Source organism: Herbaspirillum chlorophenolicum, from assembly GCF_001189955.1.
Lineage (GTDB): Bacteria > Pseudomonadota > Gammaproteobacteria > Burkholderiales > Burkholderiaceae_D > Herbaspirillum > Herbaspirillum chlorophenolicum.
Genome location: NZ_LFLT01000005.1, coordinates 115,069 through 138,319 on the forward strand (window position 1 = coordinate 115,069; position 23,251 = coordinate 138,319).

Genomic DNA, 23,251 nt, shown 5'->3' on the forward strand with positions numbered 1-23,251 from the left:
GGACTCACGCATCATGGATCTGAATCTCAACGACAAGAAAGTCATCGTCACCGCCGGCGCCCAAGGCATTGGCCTCGCCATCACCGCCGCCTTCCTGGAAGCCGGCGCGCAGGTCCACATCTGCGACGTCAGCGACGAATTCCTCGACAGTGCGCGCCAGCAGTTCGGCAATGCCGCGGTCAGCTACAGCCGTACCGACGTTACCGACGAAAAGCAGGTCGACGCCATGTTCGCCGACCTGAACAAGCGCTGGAACGGCCAGCTCGATGTGCTGGTCAACAACGCCGGCATCGCCGGCCCGACGCTGCCGGTGGAAGAAGTCGACCTGCCGGCCTGGGACCAGACCATCGCCGTCAACTTGACCGGCCCCTTCCTGTGCACGCGTCGCGCGGTGCCGATGCTCAAGAAGAACGGCGGCGGCTCCATCGTCAACATCTCTTCCGTGGCCGGGCGCCTGGGCTTCGCGCTGCGCACGCCCTACTCCGCCTCCAAGTACGGCGTGATCGGCCTGACCGAGAGCTGGGCCATCGAACTGGGCCCGGACAACATCCGCGTCAACGCGGTGCTGCCAGGTGTGGTGGCCGGCGCCCGCCAGGAGCGCGTGATCGCCGCCAAGGCCGCAGCGTTCGGCATCGGCCACGAAGAGATGCGCGAGCGCGCGCTGTCCAAGGTGTCGATGCGCAAGATGGTCACGGCCGAGGACATCGCCAACCAGATCATCTTCATCTGCTCGCCGGCCGGTGCTTCCATCAGCGGACGCAGCCTGTCGGTATGCGGCAACGTTGAAACCCTCGGCTGAAAGGAGCATCCATGAGCGAAAAGATCGCAGTCGTCGGCGCCGGCCTGATCGGCCGCGCCTGGGCCATCGTCTTCGCCCGCGCCGGTTTCAGCGTCGCCATCTGGGACGCCATCCCGCAGGCGCTGCAATCCTGCCAGCAACTGCTGCGCGAGAACGTCGCCGACCTGGCCGGGCATGGCCTGATCAATGAGAGCGTCGATGCCGTGCTGGCGCGCATCAGCCCGGCCGCTAGCCTGGCCGAAGCCTTGCAGGGTGCGGTACTGGTGCAGGAAAACGTGAAGGAAACGGTAGAGGTGAAGCGCGAGATCTTCGCCGAGATGGACCGGCTGGCATCCCCCGACACCATCCTCACCAGCTCCACCTCGTGGATCCCGACCTCGGAGTTCTCGGAACACCTGCCGGGCCGCGAGCGCATCCTGGTGGCGCACCCGGTCAATCCCCCCTATCTGGTGCCGCTGGTGGAACTGGCGCCGGCGCCATGGACTTCCGCCAAATCGGTCGAGCGCGCGCGCGACATCTACACCCGCGCCGGCCAGTCGCCGGTGCTGCTGAAAAAGGAAATCACCGGCTTCCTGCTCAACCGCATCCAGGGCGCGGTGCTGAACGAAGCGCTGAACCTTTACGAGAACGGCTATGCCTCCTCCGAAGACCTGGACAAGGTACTGAAGGATGGACTGGGCCTGCGCTGGTCCTTCATGGGGCCGTTCGAAACCATCGACCTGAATGCACCGGAAGGCGTGCTGGATTACGCCAGGCGCTACGGCCACACCTACCGCGATGTCGCCAAGACCCAGTTGCCCAATGAGTGGCAGGCCGAGACACTGGCCGCCATCGAAAAGGAAAGGCGCGCTGCGCTGGGCGCCGATAAGCTGGGCGAACGCGCGCGCTGGCGCGACAACCGCCTGATGGGACTGGTGGCGCATAAGCGCAAGCAGCCGGACTGAACGTAAAGCAAACCGTCGCCTCGACCTGCGCCGGGACGACGGCGCCGATACCAACTACACTTGCCAACGACAATTCAAGCAACACTTACAGGAGCACACACCATGGCCAAATCCCGCAAAGTCATCATCACCTGCGCCGTCACCGGCGCCATCCATACCCCCTCGATGTCGCCCTACCTGCCGGTGACACCCGACGAGATCCGCGACGCCGCACTGGGCGCAGCCGAAGCCGGCGCCGCCATCGTCCACCTGCATGCGCGCGACCCGCAAAACGGCAAGCCGACCCAAGACCCCAACGAATTCCGCAAATTCCTGCCCGCCATCAAGGCCAAATCCAATGTGGTGATCAACCTGACCACCGGCGGCGCACCGACCATGGGAGTGGAAGAACGCCTGCAACCGGCCCTGCAGCTGAAGCCTGAAGTCGCCTCGCTGAACATGGGCTCGATGAACTTCGGCCTGTACGAAATGCTGGGACGCTTCAAGGACTTCAAGTACGACTGGGAAAAGCCCTACCTGGCCGAATCAGACGACCGCATCTTCCGCAACACCTTCAAGGACATCGCCTACATCCTCGAATCCTGCAGCGCCAACCAGACCCGCTTCGAAATCGAGTGCTACGACATCGGCCACCTCTACACCGCCGCCCACTTCATCGACCGCGGCCTGATCAAGCCGCCGTTCCTGATCCAGTCGGTATTCGGCCTGCGCGGCGGCATCGGCAACGACGTGGAAGACGTGATGCACATGAAGCGCACCGCCGACCGCCTGTTCGGCGAGGACTATTTCTGGTCGGTGCTGGGCGCCGGCCGCGGCCAGATCCCGATTGCCACCATGTCGGCGGCGATGGGCGGCCATACCCGCGTCGGCCTGGAAGATTCGCTGTGGGACGGCCCCGGCCATCTGGCCAAGAGCAACGCCGACCAGGTCAAGCGCATCCGCACCGTGATCGAGGCGCTGTCGCTGGAAGTGGCCACGCCGGACGACGCACGTGAGATGCTCAAGCTCAAGGGCGGCAACAACGTGGCGTTCTGAGCGGGAGTATCTTCCACAGGAAAAGCCGGCGGCCAAAATAGTCGCCGGCTTTTTTATTGCCATTCGGAAACGGCAGGCTTGATCAACCGGCAACACTGCGCGCCGAACCGGAAGCCGACAGCGGCATAGGCTACAATCTCTCCCATCCGATTCAGCCCCGCCGCGTCATTTCCCTGTGCCAATGGCCGGCCTTTGCACCGTACCCCGATGAAACAATACCAAGACCTGATCCAAGACGTCCTCGACAACGGCAGCTGGCAAGAGAACCGCACCGGCATCCGTACCTTGAGCGTACCGGGTGCCATGATGCGCTTCGACCTGCAAAAGGGTTTTCCGGCCGTCACCACCAAGCGCCTGGCGTTCAAGTCGGTTGTCGGCGAACTGGTGGGCTTCTTGCGCGCCACCCGCAGCGCCGCCACCTTCCGCGAATTGGGCTGCAAGGTATGGGATCAGAATGCCAATGAAAACGCCGAATGGCTGGCCAACCCCTTCCGCGAAGGCACGGATGACCTCGGTCCTGTGTATGGCGTGCAATGGCGCGAATGGCCGGCCTACAAGGTAATCGACGCCGCCAGAACCGACCGGATCGAAGCGGCGCAGCGCAAGGGTTTCAGCATCGTCTCCAGGCTCACCGACAATGGCCAGGACAAGGTTCTGCTGTACAAGGCCGTCGACCAGTTGCGCGAATGCCTCGACACCATCGTCAACAACCCGGCCAGCCGCCGCATCCTGTTCCACGGCTGGAATTGCGCGGTGCTGGACGAAGTCGCCCTGCCGGCATGCCACCTGCTTTACCAATTCCTGCCCAATCAGGCAACCAGGGAAATTTCCCTCTGCCTGTACGTTCGCAGCAACGATATCGGCCTGGGTACGCCATTCAACCTGGCCGAAGGCGCCGCCCTGCTGCATCTGGTCGGCCGCCTCACCGGCTACAAGCCGCGCTGGTTCACCTATTTCGTCGGCGATGCCCACATCTACGAGAACCATATCGACATGGTCACCGAGCAGTTGAAGCGCGATCCCTTCCCCGCTCCCAAGCTGGTGATTTCCGACCGCGTTCCTGACTTTGCCGTTACCGGCAAGTACCAGCCCGAATGGCTGGAAAAGGTAGAGCCAAGCGACTTCAGCCTGGAAAACTACCAGCACCATGCGCCACTGACCGCGCCGATGGCGGTCTGACAAATCCCCCTGCCTGGCGCTCCCGAAAAAGCGCCAGGCAGCATACATCCAGCTTCACTTCACTGCGCTACCTGATCAAGTCGCTTCCTTCATCGCGACAGCCTGCGCACGCGACTTGCTGCTCAATACCAGCAAGATGGTGACGCTGACCAGCGACATCAGCACCATCGGCAAAAGCGCCAGCGAATAACTCCCGGTAGCCTCCTTGACCCAGCCGTAGACGTTGACCATCAGCCCGCCCCCGATCAGGTTGGACACTGCATTGATGCCCGCCAGGCCCGCCGCCGCCGAACCGGTCGCCAGCCAACCGGTCGCCATCGCCCAGAACGGTCCTTTGAAGGAGTAGGCGCCGATCAGCACCAGCGACAGCAATACCACCACCGGCGCCAAGGTGTGCACTGCCGAGGCCAGGCCCATGCCGGCGCCGATCAGCAGCAGCGGGATGGCCGTGTGCCAGCGGCGCTCGCGGGTACGGTCGGAATGGCGTCCCCACCAGACCATCAGCACACACGCGACGGCATACGGAATGGAATTGATGAGGCCGATCTGCATCACGCCCAGTCCAAAGGACTTGAGCAACTGCGGTTGCCACACGTTGAGCACCGAGCCGGCTGCCGACGCACAGGAACACACCAGCGCCATGCCCCATACGTGGGGATTGCTGAACAGCTTCCAGAGCGGCACATGCGCCTTGGCGGTACGCGCCGCAGTCTCTGCCGCCATCGTCCGGGTCAGCCATTCGCGCTGCCGGGTAGTGAGCCAGATTGCCTGTTCCGGCCGGTCGGTCAGGAAGAACAGGCAGACGATGCCCAGCAGTACGGTCGGCAACCCCTCGATGATGAACAGCCAGTGCCAGCCGCGCATTCCGCCGACACCATCCATCTGCAGCAACAGCGCCGAGAACGGCGAAGCGATGAAGCTGGCGGCAGGAATCGCCACCATGAACAGCGCCACGATACGGGCGCGGTAGGCCGACGGAATCCAGTAGGTCAGGTACAGCACGACGCCCGGAAAGAAGCCGGCTTCCGCTGCGCCCAGGATGAAGCGGACGAAATATAGGGAATGCGGCCCCTGCACCAGCGCGGTACTGGCTGAAATCAGGCCCCAGGTAATCATGATGCGCGCCAGCCATTTCCTGGCGCCGAATCGCTGCAGCGCCAGATTGCTGGGGACTTCGAAGATGAAGTACGCGATAAAGAACAGGCTGCCCGCAAAACCGAACATCTTGGATGAAAGGCCGATGTCCTGGTTCATCTGCAGCGCCGCCATACCGATGTTGCCGCGGTCGATGAACGCGAACAAATAGCAGAGCATCAGGAAAGGCAGCAGGCGCCAGGTGACTTTTTTCACCGTCTCCCGCTCCAGCTGCTTTTCATCTGTCACTGTTGTCTCCATGTGTTTTCTCTTCAGGAAAATGGCCGCCGTCTTTTCATCGCGGCTGGCCTTTGATTATGATGAATCAGGCGAGCGCCTGCTCCGTCTCCACTACCGCCAGCACGTTACTGGCCGCTCCCGTTCCCATCGCCACGTAGGCGCGGTCGGATACGCCGCCGATGTGGGGGCTGAGGACCACGTTGCCGATGTTTTGCAACGGATGCGGCGCGGTGAACGGCTCCTGCGCAAAGCTGTCCAGCCCGGCTGCGCGCAGCTTGCCGCTGTCCAAGGCTTCGATCAGCGCCAGCTCATCGATGAGGCCGCCGCGCGCGGTGTTCACCAGAATGGCGCCGTCCTTCATGCGCGCCAGGGATTGCGCATTGATCATGCGCTTGTTCTCATCGGTCAGCGGGCAATGCAGGGACAGTACATCGGATTGCGCGAAAACAGTATCCAGGTCGACCAGTTCGACGCCGGCCGGCGCTTCCCTGGCAAACGGGTCATGGGCGATGACATGCATGCCCAGCGACAAGGCCGTCAGCCCCACCCGGCGGCCGATGGCGCCAAGGCCCACCAGGCCGAGGGTGCGGCCCTGGAGCTCGACGCTCTTGTGGGTCGACTTGTCCCAATGCCCCTGGCGCATACGGCCATCCAGGCCAACCACGTTCTTGGCGCAAGCGAAAATCAGCGCCCAGGTATGCTCCGCCACCGCCGGCGCGTTGGCGCCCACTGCCGCCTTCACGGCAATACCACGCTCCTGCGCCGCCTTGCTGTCGATGGTGTCGATGCCGGTGCCGTGCTTGGAAATCACACGCAGCGCCTTGCTGGCGTCCATGATACGGCCGGTGACGCTGCCGTAGCGCACGATGATGGCCACCGGCTGGTGTTGCACCGCCAGCTTCAGCAAATCTTCCTCGGTCGGCTTGGCGCCGGCGAAGACCAGTTCATAGTCGCGCAGGATCTCGACCGCTTGCGGCGCCAGGTCGGTGCCGGTCACCAGCACCACGCCTTTCTTGCCGGCCGCAGTCACAGGGTTTCTCCTTCCTGCAGCGCGCCGGCCTTGCGCAATGCGCTGTCCAGCCAGCCAGGGCGCAACGGGCCGCCGGTACGGATTTCGGTCAGGCGCTTGGTCTCGTCCTGTACCTTCCTGGCCGCCGCCGCCAGCAGGGTCGGTGCCTTCTCGCGCTCGACCACGACCACGCCGTCGGCATCGCCGACGATGAGGTCGCCCGGCTGCACGCTGGTGCCGCCCACCGACACCGGCCAGTTGACGCGGCCGGCGATGTTCTTGGTCGGGCCGTTGGGATTGGCGCCCACGGCATAGACCGGGAAGCCGATGTCACGGAGGGCTTCGGTATCGCGCACGGAACCGAAGATGACGATGCCGGCCAGGCCCATGGCCTTGCATTGCGACACCATGATCTCGCCCATCAGCGCGCAGGTTTCATCGCCCTTGCCGTCGATCACCAGCACGTCGCCCGGTTTGGCGATGGCCATGGCGGCGTGGATCATCAGGTTGTCGCCGGGACGCACTTCGACAGTCACGGCTGGGCCGGCGATACGCATGCCGGGCGACAGCGGGCTGATGCGGCTGCACAGCGTGCCGCGACGGCCGGCGACGTCCGCCAGGATGGATGCGGCGAACTCGGATGCCTGGGCGACGATGCCGGCGTCGACGCGTTCGATATCGCGAATGAGGTCGGGTTGGGTGGTGCTCATGATGATCCTTTGCTAAGCAGTTGCAGAATAGGTTGATGGTTAGGCGTGCGAATACATCGGCAGGCCGGCTACCGGCACGTCAGCGCGCAAGATGGAACCGGTCTGGGATTCGGTAATGAACAGGCTCTTGCCGTCCGGGCCGCCGAAGGCGAGGTTGGTGGTCGAGATGCCTGCGTTGGAGCGGATCCGCAGCAGCGGCTCGGCGAATTTGGAGAGCCTCCAGATGGAGCCGAAACCGGTGTGGGCGATATACAGGCAGCTCTCGGCATCCAGCGCCAGCCCATCCGGGCCGGCCATGCCGCCATGCAGGTTGGCGAACACGCCGACCTTGCCCACCACGCCGCTGTTGTGCAGCGGGATACGCCAGATCTGCTGCGCGCGGGTCACCGCCACCAGCAGGTGGTTCAGTACCGGGTCGTAGACGATGCCGTTCGGGCTGGGGATGGTATTGACCAGGCAGGTAAGCTGGCCATCGGGAGACAGGCGATAGACGCGGCCGGTCGGGTCCTGCAGTCCGGTTTGTCCCTGATCGGTGAAGTAGATCTCGCCGGAGGGCCCGAATACCAGGTCGTTGACGCCCTTGAAACCTTCCGAACCTACGGTTTCCAGCAGCGGCGCGACGTCGCCGGTGTCCGGGTTCAACTGCACCAGTCCGCGCTTGTAGTCGGTGATGACGATACGGCCGTTCTTGTCGATCTTCAGGCCATTGGGCCAGCCGTCGTACTCGGCGACCAGCTCCCACTCCCCTTCTTGCGAGATGCGGAAGATGCGGCCGTACGGAATGTCGGTGACGTACAGGCGGCCCTGGAGATCGAACGACGGCCCTTCCAGAAAAGAGTCGATCGGTAGGCCGCCGCGGTTAGCGTCGCTCCAGGAATTCTTCCTCGGCTTGCGAAAGCTGTCCGGCAACCGCGTGAAGATGGTCGTTTCAACAATGGGAGGAGGTGCGAAGAAGCTCATGATCGGATTGTCCTGACAATTATTTCTGGGCCTTGGCGGGATCGCCGAGCGCGAGAGTAATCACCGCCCCCAGCAGCAGCGCACCGGCCACGAAGATCAACGGATAGGTAAAGCCCTGGGTCGCTTCCCGGATGAAACCGATCATCGACGGGCCGACGAAACCGCCCAGGTTGCCGATGGAGACGATGAGCGCCAGCCCGCCCGCCGCCGCACGACCGGTGAGAAAGCCGGAGGGAATGGCCCAGAAGGTCGCCTGGAAAGAGAGGATGGAAGCCACCGCGACGGTGATGGCGAGCATCTTCAGCAGCGGGTCATGCATGAAGGCCGAGATCGCGATCGACACCGCCGCGACGGTGATGGCGCCGGCCACGAAGAACAGGCGCTTGTCGCTGTTGTTGGCCAGCCTGGCCCACAAGGTCATGGCGATGGCGCCGACAATGTAGGGAACGGCTGCCACCAGGCCGACCTGATGCGACGGCAAGCCGAACTCCTTGATGATCTGCGGCAGCCACAAGCCGATGCTGAGCGAACCGATGATGCCGCAGAAGTTGGCGCCGGCCAGCGCGAACACGCGCCAGTTGACGAAAGCATCGCGCAGCTTGTTGCCGTGGCGCGCAGCCAGGATGTTTTGTTCGTTCGCCAGTTCGGCTTCCAGCCATTGCTGTTCGCGCGGGGTGAGCCAACGCGCCTTGGACGGACGATCCGGCAGCAAGAACAGGCACGCCACACCCAGCAGCACAGCCGGCAGCGCCTCCAGCAACAGCAAGACCTGCCAGCCCTTGTACCCCCACAGGCCGTGCAGCTCCATCAACGCGCCGGAGAGCGGCGAACCGATGATATTGGCCACCGGAATGCCGATCAGGAAGAACGCCGTGGCCTTGCCGCGCCACTGGCCGGGGAACCACTTGGTGAAATAGAGGTAGATGCCGGGCGTGAAGCCGGCTTCGGCCATGCCCAGGAAAAAGCGCGCCAGCGCGAAGCTCTTGGGGCCGACCACGAAGGCCGTGAGCATGGAAATCACGCCCCAGGAAATCATGATGCGCGAGATCCACATGCGCGCGCCGAAGCGATGCAGCGCCAGGTTGCTGGGAATCTCGAAGAAGAAATAGCCGATGAAGAACAGTCCCGCGCCCAGGCCGAACTGCGACGGCGTCAGGCCCAGGTCCTTGTTCATGGTTAGCGCGGCGAAACCGACATTGATGCGGTCGAGGTAACTGACCACATAGCACAGCAGGATGAAGGGAATCAGGCGGCGCATCACCTTCTTCATCGTTGACTGTTCGCTGACGGACTGTGTTTCTGCTGCGGATGTGCTGTGCGTCATCTGGACTTCCTGGGCTTGGCTCATCGTGTTTCCCTCAGAAGCGATAAAGACGTGCAGGGTTATCCACCAGCAGCGCATTCAGCTGTTCGCCGGAACCGGCCCATTCGGCCATCAGGTCCAACAGGAGCGCATCGTCGGGCTTATGTTTCTCGGTCGGATGCGGCCAGTCGCTGCCCCACAGCACTTGTGTCGGGGCCGCGCTCATCAGCGCGCGGGCCAGCGGCGCGACGTCGCCATAGGCGGGCGCACCGGCCTTGCTTGACAGGTAGGCGCCGGACAGCTTGATGTAGGCGCGCTTGTCCTTCATCAGGCCGACGACGAATGCATAGACAGGATGGGAAGCGCTGTCCTGCAATGGAATGCGGGCGAAGTGGTCGAACACCACGGGAACCGGAAGGCGCGACAGCATTTCGCGGTTGGCCAGCAGCTCGTCGTTGGACATGTTGACCTGCATGTGCCAGCCCAGGTGCGCCACGCGGCGCGCCAATGGTTCGATCATGGCCGCGCTCGTCACGGAACCGATGGCCAGATTGAAGCGCAAACCCCTGATGCCTGCCTTGTCCAGTCGTACCAATTCCGCATCGGTCACACCGGTATCCAGGACGGCGACACCGCGTGCCGACGCCCCGAGTTGTTCCAGCGCGTCCAAGGTGCAGCGGTTGTCCGTGCCGTAAGCCGAAGGCGTCACCACGACGTTGCGCGAGACGCCCAACCGCTGCTGCAGCCTGCGGTACATCGCAACGGTGGCCGGCGGATGCAACAGCTTGGCGCCGGGCGCCCAGGGGAAGCGGTCGTCATAGATATGCATGTGGCAATCGCATGCATTGGCCGGCAGCCTGGCGGAGATGCGCTCGCTACCGGAGGAATGCGGAAATGCCTCGTCGGCCGCCATCGCGGATGCGCCGCATGCCGCCGCGCCCAACCCTGCCGTCAGCGCCGCTGCCTGGCGCAGGAATGCACGACGTGTCTGCCCTGTCTTCAACATCTTTGTCTCCATGTTTTTTCCGCGCCGGCAATGGCCGGCTGCATCGTTTGGAGGGCAGTCTACGCGCCGTTTTTTTTAATGTATATTTGCTTTTATTTTGTATTCCATAACTTTCAGGAATGAATCATGGACTATCGCGACCTCAAGTATTTCGAGGTGATTGCAGAGGAAGGGCATGTAGGGCGTGCGGCGGAGCGGCTCTACAAGACGCAGCCGGCCCTGACCAAATGCATCGACCGCCTGGAAGAACAACTGGGAGCGCCGCTATTCGAGCGCGCAGGGCGAGGCATTCGCCTGACCGCCGTAGGGACGACGCTGCTGGCGCGCTCGCGCCAGATCACGCTGATGATGGACGACACCGCCCGTGAGATCGGCGACTATGCCAATGGGCGTGCGGGCAACATCCGGCTGGGGTGCATTCCCACCCTTGCCGAGCACATCCTTCCATCGGTTTGTGAAGAGCTGCTGCTGGAAGCGGATAAAGTCACCATCGACCTGAAGGTCTCGATGAACGATGCGTTACTGGAAGGCCTCAAGGCCGGTGAACTGGATATTGTGCTGGGGCCGGTGATCCAGAGCGACGATGTGTTCCAGACTGAAGAGATCAAGCATGACCAGATGGTCGTGATGGCCAGCGCGCACCATCCTATCTTCAAGCGCAAGCGCACGCTGCGCACCCTGCTCGACTATCACTGGGTACTGCCGGCGCAATCGGTACTCAGCCGGCAGTGGCTGGACAACGTCTTCGACCGCCACCACCTGGCGCGGCCGACGGTGCAAATCACGCCCACCGTGCTCAACATGATCATGCCGCTCATCGAGCGCACCAATCTGCTGGGTTTCGCATCGAAACTGAATCTGGATGCCGGCCGCGGGAACCTGAAGGAAGTGGTACTGAAAGAAACGACGATGCTCAGGCGCATGGGGTTGACCTATCGTCGCGACATGTACCTGTCTCCGGCGGCTCAGCGCCTTATTGCCATTATCAAGCGTCGGTACGACGCTGAGTGACCGGGACGCTCCTCCAGGAACCTGTTGGCGATCTGCAATTCACCACCGCACATCGCCGACAACCGCTTTAAGGCGCCACCACCCCATTGCCGGCGGCATCGTCATGCCAGCCGCCGCCCAGCGCCTTGTACAGCGACACGGTGGCCTGCAGGCGCTGCAGCTTGATCTGGCCCAACTGGTTCTGCGCTTCAGACAAGGTGCGCTGGGTATCCAGCACCACCATCAAATCCTCGGCGCCGGCGCGGAAACGGATTTCAGACAGGTCGAAGGCGAAACGCGCCTGGTCGACCTCTCCAACCTTGAGCCGATAGCGCTCTTCCAGGCTGCGGATCGCGCCCAGGGCCTTCTCCACTTCCGAGAGGGAGTTGATCACTCCCTGGCGATAAACCTGCACCAGCTCTTCCTTCTGGGCGATGGCGAGATCGCGCTGGTTCTTCAGGCGGCCACCGTCGAAGATCGGCGCGATCAGGCCGGCGCCGATGCTGGCGAACAGGTTGGGACCGTCAAACAGCGACAGGAGCGCATTGCTTTGCGCGCCGGTGGAGCCCGTCAGCGTGATGCTGGGGAACAAGGCCGCGCGCGCCACTGCGACGTTGGCGTTGGCTGCGGCCAGATTGGCTTCGGCGCGGCGGATATCGGGGCGGCGCGTCAACAGTTCCGAAGGCAGGCCGGCCGAAATGCGCGGCATCTGGATGCGGGCCAGCCCCTTCTCCTGCACGGTGAAATTTTGTGGCGGGCGGCCGAGCAGGATGGCCAGCGCGGTCTGCGCGTCCTGCTCCTGCTGCTGCAGATCGGGAATGAGCGCCTTCTGGTTGGCCAGCGCCGAGCGCTGGCGCGCCAGATCCAGCGGCGAAGCGGAACCGGCCCTGCTTTGCGCTTCGACCAGCCGCAGCACGCGCTCGGCGGTACTGACGTTCTGGTTCGCAATCCCCAGCCGGTCGCGCAGCGACAGCACTTGCAGGTAGGTGGAAACGATGCCGCTGGTAACCGTCAGCGCAACCGTTTCGCGGTCATAACGGTTGGCGCGCAACGAAGCTTCGGCGGCGTCGCGGCCGGCGCGGTTCTTGCCCCAGAAGTCCACCTCATAACTCACCTGCAAGGCGGCGCCCGCAGAGTTGACGGGTGAACCGCCCGAGATCGGAAAATCGCGCGCAGCATTGGCGTTGACCCCGACATTGGGCAGCAGCGGCGCGCCGGCAATGCGCGCCTGCGCTTCAGCCTGCTTGACGCGCGAGAAAGCGGCCGCGATCTCAAAATTATTGTGCTGCCCTTCATCGACCAGCGCACTCAACTCGGTGCTGCCGAATTGCTTCCACCAATCCGAATCCGGCCATAGCTGCTCGGCATGCGCGACGTCGGCCAAGGCGCCGGTGCTCCCGCCTGTGCTCCATTTATCGGGCACCTGCATCTCGGGAACCGGATCGGTATCGACCGAACGCGAGGCGCAGCCGCCCAGCGCCATGACACATGCCAGCGCCAGGGACAGCGGAGAAAACAGAACAAACTTGCGTGGACTGCTGAAGTTCATATTCCAGATGGGTCGATAACTTCGCGGAAAAACAGTGGCGGCAACAGGGAGCCGGAAGGACTAGGACCCGGGCGTAGCGGGCATCAGCACCTGCTCGCCTTCCTTCAGGCCCGATGTCACTTGTGCGCGTTCGCCATTGCGAATGCCGATCTTGATCTTGCGCGCTTCCAGCTTGCTGCCATCCAGCACTACCTTCACGGTCTGGGTACCGTCCATGCCGGGCTTGGTCACCAGCGACAGCGGAATGCTCAGTGCCTGCTCCACGCGCGCCAGCACGAAATAGACGTCGGCGGTCATGCCGCTCATCAGCTCGCGGCTGGGGTTGGCGACATCGAACAGCACGGTATAGAAGGCCTTCTTGCCCTGGCGGCCGGAGTCGTCGGTGGGCAGCAGCATGATCTGGCGCAGCTTGCCGCTCCAGCGCTTGCCGGGATAACCGGGCGTGGTGAAATAAGCGGTCATCCCCTTCTGCAGCCGCGTGACGTCTTCTTCGGCCACCGGCACCTGCACCGTCATGCGCGAGAGGTCGGCAATGCGCATCAGCACTTCCTGGTTGGCGCCCAGCATCTGGCCCACGCGTGCGTTCATGGTGACGATGGTGCCGCTCACCGGCGCTTCGATGCGAGTCTGCTTCTGGATGGCCTCGTCGTCCTTGATCGCGGCTTCGGTCTGCTGGATCTGGGCATTGGTGGCGTCCACCCGGGCCGCAGCCGAGTACATGTTCATGCGGCTGGATTCATACGACTCTTCACGCGTGGCGTTCTCGGCCTTCAACTGGGTCTGGCGCTGGAACTGCAACTGGGCGAAGTCGAGCTGGGCATTCTGCCCCGCCAGCTCTGCCTTCAAGCGCGCCAACTGGGCGCGATTGCTTTCGATGCGGCCGTTCTGCACGGCCGGCGACACCGTCACCAGCAGCCTGCCGGCCTTGACCGTCTCGCCGATGGCGACATCCACATCGGCGATCTGGCCGGCCACCTTGGAGCCCACATCCACATAGGTTTGCACCACGACATTGCCGGTGGCATTGACCACTTGCTCGATGTCGGCCTTCTCCACCTTGACCGTCTCCAGCTTCACCGGCACCGGCCTGGCCGGTTGCGGCGCCGGGCGATGCTGCCAGAAGGCAATCCCGCCCGCCACCAGCACCACCAGAATGGCGCCGCCCCACAGCGCCTCCCGCTTGCCGCGTGCGCGGCCATCGCCGGTGCGTACCGGCGCCTGGGTTGCTTGCTGGGAGTCGTCGTGCTGCTCGGTCATGGTCGGTTAGAAGTGCTACTACGATAATGATTTCAGAAAAAGATGACGGCCGGATTACCGCCCGGCCGAATCTCACCTTCCTGCGCTGCCCTCGTTCAGGCCGCGACCGGCTGCGGCGGCGCCGAAGCGATCGCCGCCAGCCAGTCGGCATGCACTTCCGGCGCCCTGCTCCATACCGCCTGGTGCAACTGCGACAGCAATTGCGGCTCTTCGAGCAGGCTGTTCTTCTGCTTGTCGCTGAGCGCATCCGGACCGTCTTTGAGCGCCGTGCGCACCAGCTTCTCGCGCAGGTGCTGCGTCAATTGCGGCACGCTGGGATGCGCATGCGCGGTAGCGCAGACCAGGGCGTTGAACGACGGATCGACAACGGCATCGACGAAGCCCGGCAGCTCGGGAGTCTCGTTCAGATGGCGCACGGTTTCGCGCAATTCGAACGGCGGATCGGTCTCTTCCGGGATCTTGAACAAGCCGGCGCGGCGGAAACCGCGGCCGAAGGACACCCGTGAAGACAGCACCGAGGTCGGTATCGAGATCGCCAGCGAACCGGCGATCGGCAACAGCCACCAGATGAAGGATGGGTTGAGCCAATATACCAGCGCGCCCCAGGCCAGGCCCAGCAGCGAGTGCCAGCCGTGGCGGCGTACCGCTTCGCCCCAGCCGGTTTCATTGTCGGCGCGCGGCGGCGATTTCCAGCCGACCGCCCAGCCGAGGAAAGCGCCCAGCACGAAGCGCGTGTGGAACAGCATGCGCACCGGCGCCAGCACCATCGAGAACAGCAGTTCGATCACCATGCTGACGAACAGCGCCAGCACGCCGCCGAAGCCGCGTGCGCCCTTCACGGCAAACAGCAGCACCGCCAGGATCTTGGGCAGGAACAGGATGGTCGCGGTGGCCGACACCAGCGCCAGCGCCTTCTCGGGATGCCATTCGGGCCAGATCGGATAAAGCTGGCGCGGCTCGACAAAATAGGTCGGGTCGATCAGCGTATGCGCCGCCAGCAGCAAGGTGGACAGCAGCAGGAACAATCCCCACAACGGCGCCGACACATAAGCCATGACGCCGGTGACGAACACCGCACGGTGCACGACGTGCATGCCGCGCGCCAGGAACAGGCGGAAGTTCATCAGGTTGCCCTGGCACCAGCGGCGGTCGCGGCTGAGCTCATCCAGCAGGTTGGGCGGCATTTCCTCATAGCTGCCGTCGAGGTCGTAGGCAATCCACACCGACCAGCCGGCGCGGCGCATCAGCGAGGCTTCGACGAAATCGTGCGACATGATCGGGCCGGACAGGTGGCCCTTGCCCGGCAGCGGCGCCAGCGCGCAATGCTTCATGAAGGGCTTCAGGCGGATGATCGCGTTGTGCCCCCAGAAGTGCGACTCGCCCAATTGCCAGTAGTGCAGGCCGGCCGTGAACAGCGGGCCGTACACGCGCGTGGAGAACTGCTGGATGCGGGCGTACAGTGTGTCGCGCCCGGCCGCGCGCGGCGCGGTCTGGATGATGCCGGCGCCGGGATGCTCTTCCATCAGGCGGGTGAGCTTGGTGAGGCAGTCGCCGGTCATCACGCTATCGGCGTCGAGCACCACCATATAGCGGTAGTCGGCGCCCCAGCGGCGGCAGAAGTCGTCCAGGTTGCCGCTCTTGCGCTTGACGCGGCGGCGGCGGTGGCGATAGAAGATCCGGCCGAAACCACCGGTCTCGCGGCACAAGGTGGCCCAGGCGGCCGTCTCGGCGGCACAGATGTCGGCCTCGCCGCTGTCGGACAGCACGAAGAAATCGAAATGCCGGATCTGCCCGGTGCGCTCCAACGACTCGTAAGTCGCCCGCAGGCCGGCGAACACGCGCGCCACGTCTTCGTTGCAGATCGGCATGACGATCGCGGTGCGGGCCTCGGGAGCGATGTCCCTGTTGCCGGCCTTCTCATGCGAGATCAGGTATTTGTCATCGCCGCGCATCAGGACCAGGAAGCCCGTCATGGCGGTCCAGAAACCGGCCGACACCCACAGGAACAGCAGCGCGAACAGGCCCAGCACCAGCATCTCCAGCGGCTTGGTGCCGTGGTAGGGCAGCACGTCGCTCATGAAGTAGGTGGCCATCGAGGTCTGCAGCACCATCAGTATCAGGAGCGTGATGCGGCGCACGTTGCCGGTATGCTGCCAGTGGCCCTTCGGGTCCGGCGCGTCGGAACTGTCGAGGTGGTCCTCGACGTAATGCGGCTCGTCGTCAGGCACAACTTCGGCCGCGGCCTTGGCTTTCTTGCCCCGGCGCCAGCGGCTGGGGCGGCGCTCCAGCCGGCGGTTTTCCTCCTCCACCCAGCGCGAGAAGGGATTGAGCTCGCCCCAGGGGCGCGGCACCATCGATTTGCGGTTCAGCGGCGGCGCCACGGCGATATGCGGCTGCCCGCGGTCGCTGTCGATCTGCGGCGCACTGGCTGCGGCATCTGCGGCTGCCGGATACATCAGGTGCAGGCGTGCATCGACCGAGGCTTGCGCCATCACGGGCGCGGCCTGGGCATCGTGCCCGGAAGCCTCGGCCAGCACGCGATGCAGGTCGGCCACCGGATCGCCTGAACCCAGCTCACCCGCCCGTTCTGCAAGTTCGCGGCGCTGCTCGGGCGACAACGGCAAGCGCGCGAGATAGTCCTCAAGCGCCTGGGATGCCGCCGATGCCTGCCTTAGTTGGGGGGTAATATGTAGCTCCACGTTTCTGACAAGGTTGCGCCGCCGTTGGCATTGCGCAGGAAACCGCGCAGCTCGACTGGCTTGTTATCTTCTACCCGGCGCAGCTTGACTTCGATGCGCCAGCCGCCGGTCATGTCGTTCTTGCGTGTGGTCACGCTCACGATCTTGCCGTTGGCATCGGCTTCCACCACACCCTCGACGCGGGCGGTGGGGGCCAGTTTCTTCAGCGCAGCGCCGTCGAAGTCGATGGCCAGGGCCTGTGAATCGTCCTGCTTGCCATCCTGCTTGGGACGGTAGCCGTGGCCGAAGCGGGTCTGCGTGACCCAGGCCAGCGGCGGACGCTTTTCATTGTCCTTCTGCCACAGCAGCCGGTATTCCACATTCATCGGCTGGCCGACCTTGGGCATGTTATTCGGCACCCAGTAAGCCACGATGTTGTCGTTGGTTTCGTCCGGCGTCGGAATCTGCACCAGCTCCACCCGGCCCGAACCCCACTTGCCCTTGGGTTCGACCCAGGCGCTGGGCCGCGCTTGATAGTTGTAGTCCAGGTCCTGGTAGCTGGAGAATTCGCGGTCGCGCTGCATCAGGCCGAAGCCCAGCGGGTTGTCGAACGAGAATGACGTCACCAGCAGGCGCTTGGGATTGACCAGCGGACGCCACAGCCATTCGCCGGTGCCCGACTGCATCGACAGGCCGTCCGAATCATGTACCTTGGGACGGAAATCGTCACCCGGGCCCGGCTGGTTTTCGCCGAACAGGAACATGCTGGTCAGCGGCGCAATGCCCAGCTTGGTCACGTTGGCGCGCAGGTAGACCTGCGCCTTCACGTCCATCACGGTATCGGCGCCGGGCTTGAGCACAAAGCGATAGGCGCCGGTGGCACGCGGCGAGTCCAGCAGCGCATACACCGTCAGCTCCTTGCTGTCAGCCGAGGGGCGCTCCAGCCAGAATTCGGTGAAGCGCGGGAATTCCTCACCGGAATACAAGGCGGTGTCGATCGCCAGCCCGCGTGCGGACAGGCCGTAGCCCTGTCCCTTCCCCATCGCGCGGAAATAGCTGGCGCCGTGGAACGTCAGCACATCATCCTTGACCTTGGCCGAGTTGACGGGAAAGCGGATACGAAAGCCGGCGAAACCGATATTGCGCAGCGAGCGCGGATCGATGCTGCGGTTGGCGCTGTAATCGAACAGTGCCGGACTGAAATTGATCTCGTGCACCGCTCCGCCGACCACCTCGTTGATCTTGACCGGTTCGTTGAACGTACCGCCCAGGTGGATGAAGGAAAGCTCGAACGGCAACTTCTGCGCGCGCCAGTACGACTTGTCGTCTCGGAAGCGGATCTGGTTGGCCTGTTCGTAGCTCAGGTCCTTGACCGCTTTGGGCAGGCTCTCGGAAGGTTTTTTGTAGGACTTGGAGGCCAGGGCCTTGGCGCGCGCGGCCACTGTATTGAAATCGAAGGCGAATGCCGCCGAATGAACCGCCAGCAAGCCGGCAACGGTTGCCGGAATGACAAGCCGGCGCCACCAGGCCGGCCTTGCGGCACGGCGCGGGGGCGAGCCCGGCACAGGCCATTTGATGAGCTTGAACGACATTATTGTTTTGTCTGACATGCAATCTTCTGGTTGAAATGCTTCCGGCCCGCGGCAGCCGTACGCCGCGACCGGCCCGGAAAGCAAGGCGCTAGTTTACCCAAATGTTGCGTGAATTGTTCGGGCGGATGGCTTGAACCCGGCATTTGCCGGAGATATTGATCTCCAGCAACCCTGAAATGGCCATACCGAACCGGATGAAGGCGGCGCCTGCGCCGAACGGCCAACGCAACCCTGATGGCGATGTTCGCGAACCGGGCCTGCCGCCATGCAGCTTTACCCCATTCCATCGCTCCCAGTGCCGCCTGGCGATTGCCCAAGCGCATCTTGGGCATCTGCCGGGCGTCTGTCGAAACATTTTCGATCCATGCACTATCAGGTATAAGGGCGGCGGTGCCACAGAAAGTTCCGTAGTGCAGCATGGCTCCTGTAACATTATGCGTTTGGCAGGCGCATGCCCTGCCACACCTCTCCAACCTGAACAGCACACGCGTATGTCTTCCTCCTCTGCAGCAGGCAACCTGGCCATCGTCGTCGCCACCGACCGCAACAACGGCATCGGCATCAACAACACCCTGCCCTGGCACCTGCCGGAAGACCTTGCGCACTTCAAGCGCACCACCACAGGCCATGCCATCCTGATGGGCCGCAAGACCTTCGAGTCGATCGGACGGCCGCTGCCCAACCGCCGCAATATCGTCATCACGCGCAATGCGGACTGGCAACATGCAGGAGTGGAAACCGCCGCCTCGCTGCCGGCTGCGGCCGCGCTGGCGGGCGATGGCCCCGCCTTCATCATCGGCGGCGCGCAAATCTATGCCGAAGCGCTGCCGCTGGTGAACCGTCTGATCGTTACCCGTATCGAACAGACATTCGACTGCGATGCCTTTTTCCCCGCGCTTGATCCGCAAATCTGGCAAGAAACCGCACGTGAGCAACACCACGCCGAAACTTCCGGATTTGACTACGCGTTTGTGACATACGAAAGACGCTGAGCGAGCGCGCCGGCCGCTGTTGCTTTTTTCCGTTTTTTGCTTAATATGCGCACCTCTTTTGCGCATATCTGCGACAATCCGCTTTCTTTTTTGGCGCGCAAGCTTTCCGCCCAGGCGCAGTTTCTTTTTGCCCTTCTGAACGCATGCCGCCTTTCATGGCGTCCCCTGCGTTCAAGCCCTGGAGAACACCATGAAATTCCGTTTCCCCATCGTCATCATCGACGAAGACTTCCGCTCCGAAAACACTTCCGGCCTCGGCATCCGCGCGCTGGCTGACGCCATCCAGGAGGAAGGCATGGAAGTGCTGGGCGTGACCAGCTACGGCGACCTGGCCCAGTTCGCGCAACAGCAGTCGCGCGCCTCGGCCTTCATCCTGTCGATCGACGACGAGGAACTGGGCGCCGGCTCCGACGAGGAAACCGATTTCGCGCTCAAGGCCCTGCGCGCCTTCGTCGGCGAAATCCGCCACAAGAACGCCGACATCCCCATCTACCTGTACGGTGAAACCCGCACCTCGCGCCACATCCCCAACGATGTGCTGCGCGAACTGCACGGCTTCATCCACATGTTCGAAGACACGCCGGAATTCGTGGCGCGCCACATCATCCGCGAAGCCAAGTCCTACCTGGACGGCCTGGCGCCGCCGTTCTTCCGCGCGCTGGTCGACTACGCGCAGGACGGTTCCTACTCCTGGCACTGTCCCGGCCACTCCGGCGGCGTCGCCTTCCTGAAGTCGCCGGTGGGCCAGATGTTCCACCAGTTCTTCGGCGAGAACATGCTGCGCGCCGACGTCTGCAACGCCGTGGAAGAACTGGGCCAGCTGCTGGACCACACCGGCCCGGTCGCCAACTCCGAACGCAACGCCGCGCGCATCTTCAACGCCGACCACTGCTACTTCGTCACCAACGGCACCTCGACCTCCAACAAGATGGTCTGGCACTCCACCGTGGCGCCGGGCGACATCGTGGTGGTCGACCGCAACTGCCACAAGTCGATCCTGCACTCGATCATCATGACCGGCGCGATCCCCGTATTCCTGATGCCGACCCGCAACCACCTCGGCATCATCGGCCCGATCCCGCTGGAAGAGTTCACGCTGGAAAGCATCCAGAAGAAGATCGAAGCCAACCCCTTCGCCCGCGAAGCCAAGAACAAGAAGCCGCGCATCCTGACCATCACGCAGTCGACCTACGACGGCGTGGTCTATAACGTCGAGACCCTGAAGCAAATGCTCGACGGCGAGATCGACACCCTGCACTTCGACGAAGCCTGGCTGCCGCACGCCACCTTCCACGACTTCTACAAGGACATGCACGCCATCGGCAAGGACCGTCCGCGCGCCAAGAAATCGATGATCTTCTCGACCCAGTCGACCCACAAGCTGCTGGCCGGCCTGTCGCAGGCCTCGCAGATCCTGGTGCGCGAGTCGGAGACCGTCAAGCTGGATGAAGACGCCTTCAATGAAGCCTTCCTGATGCACACCTCGACCTCGCCGCAGTACTCGATCATCGCCTCCTGCGACGTCGCCGCGGCCATGATGGAAGCGCCGGGCGGCACCGCACTGGTGGAAGAAAGCATCCTGGAAGCGCTGGACTTCCGCCGCGCCATGAAAAAGATCGACCAGGAATTCGGCAAGGACTGGTGGTTCCAGGTGTGGGGCCCGAACGAGTTCTCCACCGACGGCATCGGCGAGCGCGAAGACTGGGTGATCAAGGCCGAAGACGACTGGCACGGCTTCGGCAACCTGGCGCCGGGCTTCAACATGCTCGACCCGATCAAGGCCACCATCGTCAACCCGGGCCTGTCGCTCAACGGCCAATTCGGCGAGACCGGCATCCCGGCCTCGATCGTGACCAAGTACCTGGCGGAACACGGCGTCATCGTCGAAAAGTGCGGCCTGTATTCGTTCTTCATCATGTTCACCATCGGCATCACCAAGGGCCGCTGGAACACGCTGGTGACCGCGCTGCAGCAGTTCAAGGACGACTACGACAAGAACCAGCCGATCTGGCGCATCCTGCCGGAGTTCGCTTCCGCCAACCAGGGCCGCAACGCACGCTACGAGCGCCTCGGCCTGCGCGACCTGTGCCAGCAGATCCACGAAACCTACAAGGCCTACGACGTCGCGCGCCTGACCACGGAAATGTACCTGTCGGACATGCAACCGGCCATGAAGCCTTCCGACGCGTTCGCCAAGATGGCGCACCGCGAGATCGACCGCGTGCCGCTGGATGAACTGGAAGGCCGCGTCACCTCGATCCTGCTGACCCCGTATCCGCCGGGCATCCCGCTGCTGATCCCGGGTGAAATCTTCAACAAGACCATCGTCGACTACCTGAAATTCGCGCGCGATTTCAACGAAAAATTCCCGGGCTTCGAAACCGACGTGCACGGCCTGGTCAAGCGCGAAGTGAATGGCAAGCGCGACTACTTCGTGGATTGCGTGAAGCAATAACGCACCATGCAAAGGCCGTCCTGGCCTGCGCAACAATCAGAAAAAGCCGATACCGTTCGCCGGTATCGGCTTTTTTCTTGCCAGCGGAATCGGCCCGCTCGCGGCCTCATGAAATATGCGGGGAAAATCCGGTCAGAACGACCCGAGATAAAAATAACCCGCCAGCGCGCCGCCGAACAGCAGCCACAACGGATGGATCTTGCTCTTCAGCGCAATGACGGCGGTGGCAGCGGTGATCGCGGCAAGGAAGCCGTGGGTGATCGAAGCCTCGGCGATCAGCAAGGCGCTGGCCGCGACCAGCCCGCCAGTCACCGGCAACAGGCCATTCTGCACATGGCGGCGCCACGGCTTGTCCTTGAAGCGCTCCCATACGTGCAGCATGATGATGGTGATCAGCGAGGACGGGCCGAACTTGGCGAAGGTCGTCACCAGCATCCCCCAGAAGCCCGCGACGTGCCAGCCAACCAGCGTCACCACCATCAGGTTGGGGCCGGGAGCGGCCTGGCCCAGCGCGAACAGCGCGCTGAAATCTTCGGCCGTCATCCAGTGGTGGACCTCCACCACCTGGCGCTGCATCTCCGGCAGGATGGTGTTGCCGCCACCGAAGGCCAGCACCGAGAGCTGGGTCATGATGACGGCCAATGCGATCAGGGTCTGGCTCATTGCGCACCCTCCTTCGCCGACTCCTTGGATATCTCCTTCGCCTGCGACTTGGCCGAGAACTTGTCGCCGTAGCGCGAGGTCAGCAGCACGCTGATCGGGGTCATCACCAGCATTACCCACACCAGCGGCACGCGCAGGATCGCGATGGCGATGAAGCAGACCACCGCAACGGCCGCCAGCACCAGATTCTTTCGCAACGGCAGCGCGATCTTGATCGCCATCTGGATCAGCAGGCCGGCCGCCGCGGCCGCCAGCCCGGCGAACAGATGCTTCACGTTCGGGTCGTTCTGGAAATGCTGGTAGATGATGCCCAGCACCACCACCACCGCCGAAGGTACCGCGATCAGCCCGAAGATCGCGGCCAGCGCGCCCCTCACGCCACGGAATTTCATGCCCAGCGCCACCGACAGGTTGATGATGTTGCCGCCGGGCAGGAACTGGCACAGGCCCAGCAATTGCACGAATTCGGCTTCGGACAGCCAGCGCCGGCGCTCGACCACCATGCGGTGCGCCAAGGGCAATGCACCGCCGAAAGCGGTCATGCCCAGGCCGAGGAAGCCCAGGAAGAGTTCTTTGGAAGTGGGTGGGGTAAAGCCCGCCTGCTGTCCATTTTCTGTATTGGGCGCGGCGGTGGCCTGGGTGTGTTCGGAAGTGCTCATGTTCATCTCGCAATGCTGCTGCGGCGCCATTGCCGCACGAATGAAAGGCTACTCTTGGGGAGGGTTTTTGTCTAATATATGTCAGATACTCAATTCA

General features: G+C 63.3%; 19 protein-coding genes. 7 read left to right on the plus strand and 12 right to left on the minus strand.

The genetic code is table 11. The annotated features are described in order from the left end of the window. Positions 1 to 13: 13 nt before the first annotated feature. The 4 genes from AKL28_RS05395 to AKL28_RS05410 all read left to right on the plus strand — a co-directional run bounded on the left by AKL28_RS05395 (position 14) and on the right by AKL28_RS05410 (position 3,957). Entirely contained in the window at positions 14 to 799 is a 786-nt protein-coding gene (locus tag AKL28_RS05395) for an SDR family oxidoreductase (protein WP_050467036.1), read from the plus strand. 11 nt (positions 800 to 810) lie between these two features. Beyond that, positions 811 to 1,743 (plus strand): 3-hydroxyacyl-CoA dehydrogenase, encoded by a 933-nt coding sequence (locus AKL28_RS05400; protein ID WP_050467037.1) that lies wholly within the window; start codon positions 811 to 813, stop codon positions 1,741 to 1,743. Between the two features lie 102 nt (positions 1,744 to 1,845). Further along, positions 1,846 to 2,778 carry a 3,5-dioxohexanoate:acetyl-CoA acetone transferase gene (kce, locus tag AKL28_RS05405; protein ID WP_050467038.1) on the plus strand — a complete coding sequence of 311 codons (933 nt, stop codon included), beginning with the start codon at positions 1,846 to 1,848 and terminating at the stop codon, positions 2,776 to 2,778. Positions 2,779 to 2,985: 207 nt separating this feature from the next. After that, positions 2,986 to 3,957: a thymidylate synthase gene (locus tag AKL28_RS05410; RefSeq protein WP_050467039.1), complete on the plus strand. Its 972-nt coding sequence runs from the start codon at positions 2,986 to 2,988 to the stop codon at positions 3,955 to 3,957. Between the two features lie 75 nt (positions 3,958 to 4,032). Here AKL28_RS05410 and AKL28_RS05415 read toward each other — a convergent pair whose 3' ends face one another. The 6 genes from AKL28_RS05415 to AKL28_RS05440 all read right to left on the minus strand — a co-directional run bounded on the left by AKL28_RS05415 (position 4,033) and on the right by AKL28_RS05440 (position 10,331). Continuing rightward, positions 4,033 to 5,352 (minus strand): MFS transporter, encoded by a 1,320-nt coding sequence (locus AKL28_RS05415; RefSeq protein ID WP_050467040.1) that lies wholly within the window; start codon positions 5,350 to 5,352, stop codon positions 4,033 to 4,035. 64 nt (positions 5,353 to 5,416) lie between these two features. Further along, positions 5,417 to 6,361 carry a hydroxyacid dehydrogenase gene (locus AKL28_RS05420; RefSeq protein WP_050467041.1) on the minus strand — a complete coding sequence of 315 codons (945 nt, stop codon included), beginning with the start codon at positions 6,359 to 6,361 and terminating at the stop codon, positions 5,417 to 5,419. Next, entirely contained in the window at positions 6,358 to 7,050 is a 693-nt protein-coding gene (locus AKL28_RS05425; RefSeq protein ID WP_050467042.1) for an RraA family protein, read from the minus strand. The genes AKL28_RS05420 and AKL28_RS05425 overlap by 4 nt, the downstream gene beginning before the upstream one ends. Positions 7,051 to 7,089: 39 nt before the next feature. Then, positions 7,090 to 8,010, minus strand: a complete 921-nt coding sequence (locus AKL28_RS05430) for an SMP-30/gluconolactonase/LRE family protein (protein ID WP_050467043.1) — start codon at positions 8,008 to 8,010, stop codon at positions 7,090 to 7,092. A gap of 19 nt (positions 8,011 to 8,029) precedes the next feature. Next, positions 8,030 to 9,358, minus strand: coding sequence for an MFS transporter (locus AKL28_RS05435; protein WP_050467044.1), 1,329 nt, complete (start codon positions 9,356 to 9,358; stop codon positions 8,030 to 8,032). Between the two features lie 10 nt (positions 9,359 to 9,368). Continuing rightward, positions 9,369 to 10,331 (minus strand): amidohydrolase family protein, encoded by a 963-nt coding sequence (locus AKL28_RS05440; protein WP_231602346.1) that lies wholly within the window; start codon positions 10,329 to 10,331, stop codon positions 9,369 to 9,371. A 114-nt stretch (positions 10,332 to 10,445) separates the two neighbouring features. On the opposite strand from AKL28_RS05440, the gene AKL28_RS05445 reads away from it, so the two are divergent. After that, positions 10,446 to 11,330, plus strand: coding sequence for a LysR family transcriptional regulator (locus AKL28_RS05445; protein ID WP_050467045.1), 885 nt, complete (start codon positions 10,446 to 10,448; stop codon positions 11,328 to 11,330). A gap of 67 nt (positions 11,331 to 11,397) precedes the next feature. Here AKL28_RS05445 and AKL28_RS05450 read toward each other — a convergent pair whose 3' ends face one another. The 4 genes from AKL28_RS05450 to AKL28_RS05465 form a co-directional block, all read right to left on the minus strand. Further along, positions 11,398 to 12,858: an efflux transporter outer membrane subunit gene (locus tag AKL28_RS05450; protein WP_050467046.1), complete on the minus strand. Its 1,461-nt coding sequence runs from the start codon at positions 12,856 to 12,858 to the stop codon at positions 11,398 to 11,400. 60 nt (positions 12,859 to 12,918) lie between these two features. After that, a complete protein-coding gene (locus AKL28_RS05455) occupies positions 12,919 to 14,115 on the minus strand; it encodes an efflux RND transporter periplasmic adaptor subunit (RefSeq protein WP_050467047.1) in 1,197 nt (398 codons plus the stop codon). A 95-nt stretch (positions 14,116 to 14,210) separates the two neighbouring features. Continuing rightward, a complete protein-coding gene (gene mdoH / locus AKL28_RS05460) occupies positions 14,211 to 16,814 on the minus strand; it encodes a glucans biosynthesis glucosyltransferase MdoH (protein WP_050467048.1) in 2,604 nt (867 codons plus the stop codon). Further along, complete coding sequence (locus AKL28_RS05465) at positions 16,787 to 18,403, minus strand: glucan biosynthesis protein G (protein ID WP_050467049.1); 1,617 nt, start codon at positions 18,401 to 18,403, stop codon at positions 16,787 to 16,789. Before AKL28_RS05465 ends, mdoH begins: the two co-directional genes overlap by 28 nt. A 473-nt stretch (positions 18,404 to 18,876) precedes the next feature. Between AKL28_RS05465 and AKL28_RS05470 the strand changes: the two genes are divergently transcribed. Continuing rightward, positions 18,877 to 19,377 carry a dihydrofolate reductase gene (locus tag AKL28_RS05470; protein ID WP_050467050.1) on the plus strand — a complete coding sequence of 167 codons (501 nt, stop codon included), beginning with the start codon at positions 18,877 to 18,879 and terminating at the stop codon, positions 19,375 to 19,377. Positions 19,378 to 19,567: 190 nt separating this feature from the next. Next, positions 19,568 to 21,832 (plus strand): arginine/lysine/ornithine decarboxylase, encoded by a 2,265-nt coding sequence (locus tag AKL28_RS05475; RefSeq protein ID WP_050467051.1) that lies wholly within the window; start codon positions 19,568 to 19,570, stop codon positions 21,830 to 21,832. Positions 21,833 to 21,964: 132 nt separating this feature from the next. Here the strand turns inward: AKL28_RS05475 and AKL28_RS05480 are convergent, their stop codons facing one another. After that, the gene (locus tag AKL28_RS05480) at positions 21,965 to 22,495 is read right to left on the minus strand and encodes a chromate transporter (RefSeq protein ID WP_050467052.1); all 531 of its coding nucleotides are present in this window, start codon (positions 22,493 to 22,495) and stop codon (positions 21,965 to 21,967) included. Then, positions 22,492 to 23,154, minus strand: a complete 663-nt coding sequence (locus AKL28_RS05485; RefSeq protein ID WP_050467093.1) for a chromate transporter — start codon at positions 23,152 to 23,154, stop codon at positions 22,492 to 22,494. Before AKL28_RS05485 ends, AKL28_RS05480 begins: the two co-directional genes overlap by 4 nt. Positions 23,155 to 23,251 lie beyond the last annotated feature (97 nt).

Excerpts from the sequence above, each read along its gene's own strand:
- AKL28_RS05395 (WP_050467036.1), top strand. The coding sequence starts at position 14 with ATGGATCTGAATCTCAACGACAAGAAAGTCATCGTCACCGCCGGCGCC.
- AKL28_RS05400 (WP_050467037.1), top strand. The coding sequence starts at position 811 with ATGAGCGAAAAGATCGCAGTCGTCGGCGCCGGCCTGATCGGCCGCGCC.
- kce (WP_050467038.1), top strand. The coding sequence starts at position 1,846 with ATGGCCAAATCCCGCAAAGTCATCATCACCTGCGCCGTCACCGGCGCC.
- AKL28_RS05410 (WP_050467039.1), top strand. The coding sequence starts at position 2,986 with ATGAAACAATACCAAGACCTGATCCAAGACGTCCTCGACAACGGCAGC.
- AKL28_RS05415 (WP_050467040.1), bottom strand. The coding sequence starts at position 5,352 with ATGGAGACAACAGTGACAGATGAAAAGCAGCTGGAGCGGGAGACGGTG.
- AKL28_RS05425 (WP_050467042.1), bottom strand. The coding sequence starts at position 7,050 with ATGAGCACCACCCAACCCGACCTCATTCGCGATATCGAACGCGTCGAC.
- AKL28_RS05430 (WP_050467043.1), bottom strand. The coding sequence starts at position 8,010 with ATGAGCTTCTTCGCACCTCCTCCCATTGTTGAAACGACCATCTTCACG.
- AKL28_RS05435 (WP_050467044.1), bottom strand. The coding sequence starts at position 9,358 with ATGAGCCAAGCCCAGGAAGTCCAGATGACGCACAGCACATCCGCAGCA.
- AKL28_RS05440 (WP_231602346.1), bottom strand. The coding sequence starts at position 10,331 with ATGGAGACAAAGATGTTGAAGACAGGGCAGACACGTCGTGCATTCCTG.
- AKL28_RS05445 (WP_050467045.1), top strand. The coding sequence starts at position 10,446 with ATGGACTATCGCGACCTCAAGTATTTCGAGGTGATTGCAGAGGAAGGG.
- AKL28_RS05450 (WP_050467046.1), bottom strand. The coding sequence starts at position 12,858 with ATGAACTTCAGCAGTCCACGCAAGTTTGTTCTGTTTTCTCCGCTGTCC.
- AKL28_RS05455 (WP_050467047.1), bottom strand. The coding sequence starts at position 14,115 with ATGACCGAGCAGCACGACGACTCCCAGCAAGCAACCCAGGCGCCGGTA.
- AKL28_RS05465 (WP_050467049.1), bottom strand. The coding sequence starts at position 18,403 with ATGTCAGACAAAACAATAATGTCGTTCAAGCTCATCAAATGGCCTGTG.
- AKL28_RS05470 (WP_050467050.1), top strand. The coding sequence starts at position 18,877 with ATGTCTTCCTCCTCTGCAGCAGGCAACCTGGCCATCGTCGTCGCCACC.
- AKL28_RS05475 (WP_050467051.1), top strand. The coding sequence starts at position 19,568 with ATGAAATTCCGTTTCCCCATCGTCATCATCGACGAAGACTTCCGCTCC.
- AKL28_RS05480 (WP_050467052.1), bottom strand. The coding sequence starts at position 22,495 with ATGAGCCAGACCCTGATCGCATTGGCCGTCATCATGACCCAGCTCTCG.
- AKL28_RS05485 (WP_050467093.1), bottom strand. The coding sequence starts at position 23,154 with ATGAGCACTTCCGAACACACCCAGGCCACCGCCGCGCCCAATACAGAA.